We start from the raw sequence: 7,054 nt of genomic DNA, 5'->3' as shown, positions 1-7,054 counted from the left end.
GACGTGGGTGTTCGGATGCAGGAACTGGTATTCCCCACGACGGTGGCCCATCAGTTCCAGGGCACGGTTACAGATAACTTCGTTGGCATTCATGTTGGTGGAAGTACCGGCACCACCCTGAATCATATCAACGACAAACTGATCGTGCAGGTGACCTTCAATAATTTCGTCACAGGCGTCAGAAATAGCTTCAGCTTTTGGTGCGTCCAGCATGCCCAGGTCACGGTTGGCCAGTGCGCAGGCCTTTTTAACCATGGCCAGAGCCTTTGGCAGATTGGTGTAGTGGTTCAGCTGGACACCACTGATCTGGAAGTTTTCTACGGCACGTTGTGTTTGAATGCCATAGTAAACATTTTCTGGTACTGGAGCTTCACCCAGAAGGTCATGTTCAATTCGGTATTGGGTCAGATCAGTCATTACTTGTAGCCTTGGATCGAGCCTTACTTGGCACTGGAAAAAATCTTCAGTCTGCAGGAAAAGTTTCTTACGCTTGGGAGTAGCAGACTGCTTGAGATAATTCTGTTCCTGTCCATAATTATCAGCAATAAGAAGTACTACCTAACTAAAACAAAAGTTATCAAAAAGTTAAAAAAGTGATGATCTGTATCAATTTTGATCAGGTTAAAAAGCACTCTTTCATACTGTTTTTCTTGTTGTTTGTCCTGTTGTTATAAGAGGACTGTGTTAGTCCCCTTGGACGATGATTCCTCATCCCTCAAACGATTTAATCAGTGGCAATCACAGTCAGGCACGGTCGCCTGCTAACTGATAACCAATCGAATATAAATAAATGATGCATGGTCAGAAGTGTCCGGTTAAGCAGGTCTGTCCAGCGGCATTTTTTAAGAGGCAGGTGTTATGGATATTCGCGGACTGGGCTATGTGACTGCAGAGTCAACGGATCTTGAACAATGGCGTCAGTATGGGACCCAGGTGCTGGGGATGATGCTGACAGAGGATTCTGACGACAATACGCTCTATCTGAAAATGGATGACCGTAACTATCGAATGCTTGTAGAGAAGTCTGATCAGGATCGTTACGGTGTCAGTGGCTGGGAAGTGGCTGGTCCTGAAGCTTTTTTAGAGGCTATTGACGATCTGGATAAAGCGGATGTGCAAGTGGTGCATGGTACATCTGAACAAGCCAGAGTCCGGAAGGTTCAGGAATTGATTAAGTTCTGTGATCCGGATGGTAATCGCCATGAAATTTTCTGGGGGCCTCAACTGGATTTTGCCCGCTTTATTTCACCGGTAGGCGTCAAATCGTTTGTTTCTGATGGGTTAGGGCTTGGTCACACGGTTCTGCCAACCCCCGCCTTCGACAACAGTCGTTCTTTTTATACCGATGTTCTGGGCTTTGGGTTGTCCGACCTGATGAAAGTTCGTTTCACTGATGATCCAAACGAGCCGGAAAAACGCCTGCACTTTTTGCACTGTGGTAATGGGCGCCATCACTCACTGGCTATCTTCGAAGCGTCGGTACCTTCAGGTTGTGTTCATATGATGCTGGAAGTGTGTGATATGGACGAAGTAGGGCGGGCTATGGATCGCATGGTTGCCAACGGAATTAAGCTGACTGCAACACTGGGGCGTCATACCAATGATGAAATGACGTCTTTCTATATGAAGACGCCTTCCGGCTTCGATATGGAATACGGCTGCGGTGGCCGTGTTATTGATTGGGATGAGCATACCGCTTTTGAAAGCACCGTCGTCAGTCACTGGGGACATGACTTCAGTGTTGGCTTCAAATAAGCACTGTGAATAACAGGAATCAGACGGTTAAGACTGGCTCATCATAAAAACAACAAAAGGTGTACTTCATGGACAAACGCATGACCGCTGCAGATATCGTTGCTGAACTGCAGGACGGTATGACTATTGGGGTCGGGGGCTGGGGCCCACGGCGTAAGCCAATGGCTCTGATTCGCGAGATTCTTCGTTCAGACCTTAAAGATCTGACAGTCGTCGCCTATGGTGGTGCTGATGTCGGTATGCTCTGTGCTGCCGGTAAGGTGAAGAAGGTTGTTTTTGCGTTCGTTTCTCTCGATTTTATCCCTCTTGAACCCTATTTTCGTCAGGCTCGCCAGAAGGGCGAAATTGAAGTGATGGAAATTGATGAGGGTATGATGCTGCTGGGCCTGAGGGCTGCAGCATGGGGATGCCCCTATATTCCAACCCGTATTGGACTGGGTACTGATGTCATTCGCGTCAATCCGGATATCAAGGTGATTGATAGTCCTTATGATGAGAAAGAGTGGGTTGCCATGCCAGCCCTGAAACTGGATGTGTCTCTGCTGCATGCAGATCGTGCTGATGAGCGTGGTGTATGCCAGATTAAGGGCTCCGATCATTATATGGATGACTGGTTCGCAAGGGCTGCAGAGAAGACTTTCGTAACCTGTGATGAACTGGTTGATGCGGATTACTTTAATAACCCTGACGAATCCCGGTATGTTTTCTGGGAACGTTCCATGACCAGTGGCGTATGCCTGCAGCCCGGTGGCGCACACCCAACGTCGTGTGATCCTCTCTATGGCTTTGATATTCCTCACTTCAAAGAGTACAACGCTTCGGCAAAAGACGGTGGTTTCGAGGCTTACTTCGATAAGTACATTAAAAATTTCAGTGAAGAAGAATACCAGACCAAAGTCGGCGGTCTGGAGTCTATCAAGCAACTGCCGTTGCCGGTTTATTGATTGAGGTGGAGTGTAGATTATGACTAATCCGGTAAACGCTGATCTTGTAAAAGAAAGCGTGGCTACAGAATACTCGCTGGCTGAACTGATGATCTGTGCAGGCGCTGAAGCTTTTCGCCATGATGGTGAAGTGCTGGCAACAGGCATTGGCCTGATCCCGCGTCTTGCGGCCAGTCTGGCTATGAAGACCTTTAATTCTGATCTGATGATGACAGACTCGGAAGCCTGGTTGCTTTCAGAGCCAAACCCTGTGGGTAATCGTGAAGAAGGTTTTGTTCAGAAGAATGAAACCTGGATGGGGTTCTCCAGAATTTTTGACAATGTCTGGAGCAGTAAGCGCCATGCAATGGTAGGGCCTACTCAGATTGACCGCTATGGACAGGCCAATATTTCTGCACTGGGAGGCACTTATGAACAGCCTAAAGTGCAGATGCTGGGTGTTCGGGGTTTTCCCGGTAACTCAATCAGTCATGCCAATAGCTTTTTTGTTCCCAGTCACAACACCAGGGTGTTTGTGAGTGGTGAGTGTGATGTGGTGGCTTCTATTGGCTACAACCCGGACAGGTTACCAAAAGGCTACTCACTGGATGAAATCGACATACGTCTGGTGATTAGTGACCTTTGTGTTATGGACTGGAATGGTCCAGATCACCAGCTTCGCCTGTTAAGCACTCATCCGGGTATCAACGTGGAACAGGTGCTGGAAAATACGGGTTTTGAAGTGCATGTAGAGGGTGATGTGCCCGTCACGTCGGCACCGACTCAAGCGCAACTTGAGGTCATCAGACAGCTTGACCCGCACAACCTCAGGGCAAAACAGGTAAAAGATAACCCCCCGGGGGATCGCCGTCAGTAAACAGTCCGATCGAAAGACGGGTGTTGTGTGGATAAAAAGAAGTAATAAACGCATAAGGTGGGTCGCTCAGACCCGCTTGAGGATCAGGCGATGACGGATAATAAACACGATAATAACTCTGATGTGCAGAGCGACATTCAAGCAGAGAATCAGGAAGTAGTTCTTTACGAAGTTCGTGACAACGTTGCTATTGTGACCATGAACCGTCCTGAATATAACAATGCGCAGAACTCAAAAATGACCTACGCACTGGATGCCGCATTCCGGCGTGCCAGTGATGACGACAATGTTAAGGTGATTGTCCTGGCAGGGGCGGGTAAACACTTTTCTGCTGGCCATGATATTGGTACACCGGGGCGGGATGTAGACAAGACCTTTGATCGTGCCAGCCTCTGGTATGACCACACCAATAAGCCCGGTGGCGAGTTTCTTTATGCCCGTGAGCAGGAAGTGTATCTGGGCATGTGTCGTCGCTGGCGGGAAATTCCCAAGCCAACCATTGCCATGGTTCAGGGAGCCTGTGTTGCCGGTGGCCTGATGCTGGCCTGGGTCTGCGATCTGATTATTGCGTCTGATGACTCCTTCTATGCTGATCCTGTCGTTCGAATGGGCATTCCGGGTGTTGAATACTTTGCCCATGCCCATGAATTAAACCCGAGAATTGCCAAAGAGTTCCTCTTCCTTGGAGAGCGGATGCCTGCTGAGCGTGCTTATCAGATGGGAATGCTCAACAGGATTGTCAGCCGGGCAGAGCTGGAAGAGGAAACACTGTCTATTGCCGGACGAATCGCAAAAATGCCACGCCTGGGACTACAGCTGACCAAACAGGCTGTGAACAATGCAGAAGATTTGATGGGTAAGCGCACGACCATGGATATGGCGTTTGGTCTGCATCATTTTGCCCATGCTCATAATGAGCTCGTTTCTGGCGATCGGCTGGCTGGCTTTGATGGCAAATCCATGGCCGCTTCGCAAAAAGAGACCGAGAAAAAGAAGGCGGAAGCATAATGGAAACCCGTCTGACGAAATTATTAGGTTGCCAGTATCCGGTTATTCAGACTGCCATGGGCTGGGTTGCTGACCCGAAACTGGTAGCAGCCACCTGTAATGCGGGTGCTTTTGGTTTTCTTGCCGGGGCGACGATTCCTCCGGAAGAGATGGAAGCGGCCATTCTGGCAACCAAAAAGCTGACAGATAAGCCCTTTGGTGTGAACTTTCACATGTATCAGGCTAATGCGTCTGAGATTGTTGATATGGTGGTGCGCCATGGCGTCAGAGCCGTTAGTTATAGCCGTTCTCCGGGCAAGAAAATGGTGGTTCAGCTAAAAGCTGCAGGTGTCGTTTGTATCCCCACCGTCGGAGCACTGAAACACGCCATTAAAGCGGTGGAAATGGGTGCTGATGCTATCACTGTCCAGGGAGGGGAAGGCGGTGGACATACCGGCTCGGTACCTACCTCGATTCTATTGCCCCAGGTCGTTGAAGCTCTGGATGTACCTGTTGTCGCAGCCGGTGGTTTCAAGGATGGGAAAGGGTTGATTTCAGCCCTTGCCTATGGCGCAGAAGGTATCGCTATGGGTACCCGTTTTCTGATGACTAAAGACAGCCCGGTACCGGCAGCCACATTGGATCGTTATGTCAAAACCAGCAATCCCGCCAGCATTATTGTCAGTAAGGCCATTGATGGAATGCCTCAGCGGATGATTACCAACGAGTTTCTGGCCGAGCTGGAAAAAGCCGGGGCATTGAAGAAATTGATTCTGGCCATCAGCAATGGTCTGGCTTTTAGAAAATATACCGGCATGTCAATGATCAGCATGCTGAAAACCGCACTGCAGATGCGCGGTGAAGGACAGATGACGGCTGCTCAGACCATCATGGCGGCTAATGCACCCATGGTTATTCAGAAGGCAATGGTTGATGGACTCCCTGGTGAAGGGGTTCTGCCTGCCGGTCAGGTTGCCGGTACTATCGACAGCTTGTTGAGCTGTGAAGAACTGATTCAGGAAATCATGCAGGAAGCCAGGCAGCAAATGGTAAGGCTGAATAGCCTGGAAACGAATAAAACGGTAGAGGTGTGTGAGGCGTAACAGGCCTGCACCTTTAGTACTTTCGAGTTGGGATAAGAATAATGAGCAAACCATTTAATGTTTCCATCGAGCAGGGGGTGGCTGAACTCATTTTTGACCACCCACCTGTTAATGCATTCACCAGTCAGGGTTGGGCTGATATTGCTGCTGAGATAGAAGCGTTCGGAAAGAACGACGATGTTCGTGCGATCATTATTGCCGCCAATGGGCGGGGTTTTTGTGCCGGAGTTGATATCAAGGAACTGGCAGAAGATGGCAGCCTGATCGTCAAGGTGAACAAGGGGAATTACGATAGCTTTGAAGCGATTCATCTGAACCCTAAACCGGTGATTGTTGCCGTTCATGGGTTTGTTCTTGGCGGAGGTATTGGTATCTCCGGGGCGGCAGACATTATTGTGGCCTCAGAATGTGCACGTTTTGGCGTCCCTGAGGTGGATCGGGGTGCGATGGGTGGTGGTGCCCATTTGCAGAGAATGTTCCCGGTCCAGAAAGTACGTTACATGTATTTTACCGGTGACATGATTGATGCTCAGGAAGCTTATCGTCTTGGCGCTATTGAGCGGGTTGTTCCGAAAGATCAGTTGCTGGATACCGCCCGTGAAATTGCCGCAAAGATTGCTGCAAAAAGCCCAAAAATGATTCAACTGGCGAAAGAAGCCCTGACGGGTATTGAAGATGGCAGTCTCGAAGCCAAATACCGCTGGGAACAGGGCTTTACCCTGGAGGCCTATACTTCTCCGGACTCTCAGGAGGCCAGAGACTCGTTCGTTGATAAAAGGGAAGCGTCGTTCTCTTCAAAAGACGCAAATGCTAAGGAAGCCACGGGGGCATAATATGGATCTCAGATATACCGACAGTCAAAACGCCTTTCGAGAGGAAGTGCGAAACTGGCTGGCTCAAAATGTACCTGCTCAGCCTCTGCAGTCCTTCGATACTGAAGAAGGTTTTCGTCAGCATCGTGAGTGGGAAGCCCAGCTGAACGATGGCCGCTGGGGCATGGTCACCTGGCCTGAAACACTGGGTGGGCGTGGCTGTGATTTGATTGAATGGCTGATTTTTGAAGAAGAATATTATCGTTCCGGTGCGCCGGCGCGGGTGAATCAAAACGGTATTTTTCTGTTGGGACCTACCTTGATGGAGTTTGGCACCAAAGAGCAGAAAGCTCGCTTTCTTCCCAAGATGGCCACCGGTGAAGAAGTCTGGGCCCAGGGATGGTCTGAGCCTGGTGCAGGCTCTGATATGGCCGCCATTCGTTCCAAAGCCGAGCGGGTAGATGACCATTATATTATTAATGGTCAGAAAACCTGGTCGACACGTGCCGTCTGGGCAGATTGGACTTTCGGTATTTTTCGGACGGACCCTGATTCCAGTCGCCATAAAGGCCTTACCTTTATTCTTGTGCCTCTGGA

8 protein-coding genes are annotated in these 7,054 nt (G+C 49.6%); 7 read left to right on the top strand and 1 reads right to left on the bottom strand.

Translation table 11 applies throughout. The features are described from left to right. Positions 1 to 417 (bottom strand): lyase family protein (locus tag RM811_RS08385; protein WP_402522859.1); only part of this gene is annotated, 417 nt, incomplete at its 3' end. 441 nt (positions 418 to 858) lie between these two features. Between RM811_RS08385 and RM811_RS08380 the strand changes: the two genes are divergently transcribed. From RM811_RS08380 to RM811_RS08350, 7 genes are all read left to right on the top strand, one after another. Then, entirely contained in the window at positions 859 to 1,755 is an 897-nt protein-coding gene (locus RM811_RS08380) for a VOC family protein (RefSeq protein ID WP_402522857.1), read from the top strand. Positions 1,756 to 1,823: 68 nt separating this feature from the next. Next, positions 1,824 to 2,699 carry a CoA transferase subunit A gene (locus tag RM811_RS08375; RefSeq protein ID WP_402522856.1) on the top strand — a complete coding sequence of 292 codons (876 nt, stop codon included), beginning with the start codon at positions 1,824 to 1,826 and terminating at the stop codon, positions 2,697 to 2,699. Between the two features lie 19 nt (positions 2,700 to 2,718). Further along, positions 2,719 to 3,555, top strand: a complete 837-nt coding sequence (locus RM811_RS08370; protein ID WP_402522855.1) for a CoA-transferase subunit beta — start codon at positions 2,719 to 2,721, stop codon at positions 3,553 to 3,555. A gap of 90 nt (positions 3,556 to 3,645) precedes the next feature. After that, a complete protein-coding gene (locus RM811_RS08365) occupies positions 3,646 to 4,563 on the top strand; it encodes an enoyl-CoA hydratase (protein ID WP_402522854.1) in 918 nt (305 codons plus the stop codon). Next, positions 4,563 to 5,645, top strand: coding sequence for an NAD(P)H-dependent flavin oxidoreductase (locus RM811_RS08360; protein WP_402522853.1), 1,083 nt, complete (start codon positions 4,563 to 4,565; stop codon positions 5,643 to 5,645). Before RM811_RS08365 ends, RM811_RS08360 begins: the two co-directional genes overlap by 1 nt. 41 nt (positions 5,646 to 5,686) lie before the next feature. Continuing rightward, positions 5,687 to 6,478, top strand: coding sequence for an enoyl-CoA hydratase family protein (locus RM811_RS08355; RefSeq protein WP_402522852.1), 792 nt, complete (start codon positions 5,687 to 5,689; stop codon positions 6,476 to 6,478). A 1-nt stretch (position 6,479) separates the two neighbouring features. After that, positions 6,480 to 7,054, top strand: a 575-nt coding sequence (locus RM811_RS08350; RefSeq protein ID WP_402522850.1) for an acyl-CoA dehydrogenase family protein, incomplete at its 3' end; no start/stop codon positions are given.

The organism is Endozoicomonas sp. (assembly GCF_031844845.1).
Taxonomy (GTDB): domain Bacteria; phylum Pseudomonadota; class Gammaproteobacteria; order Pseudomonadales; family Endozoicomonadaceae; genus Endozoicomonas.
This window is presented reverse-complemented; position numbering and strand designations above follow the sequence as displayed.

Coding starts and splice junctions, on each gene's coding strand:
- RM811_RS08380 (WP_402522857.1), top strand. CDS start 859: ATGGATATTCGCGGACTGGGCTATGTGACTGCAGAGTCAACGGATCTT.
- RM811_RS08375 (WP_402522856.1), top strand. CDS start 1,824: ATGGACAAACGCATGACCGCTGCAGATATCGTTGCTGAACTGCAGGAC.
- RM811_RS08370 (WP_402522855.1), top strand. CDS start 2,719: ATGACTAATCCGGTAAACGCTGATCTTGTAAAAGAAAGCGTGGCTACA.
- RM811_RS08365 (WP_402522854.1), top strand. CDS start 3,646: ATGACGGATAATAAACACGATAATAACTCTGATGTGCAGAGCGACATT.
- RM811_RS08360 (WP_402522853.1), top strand. CDS start 4,563: ATGGAAACCCGTCTGACGAAATTATTAGGTTGCCAGTATCCGGTTATT.
- RM811_RS08355 (WP_402522852.1), top strand. CDS start 5,687: ATGAGCAAACCATTTAATGTTTCCATCGAGCAGGGGGTGGCTGAACTC.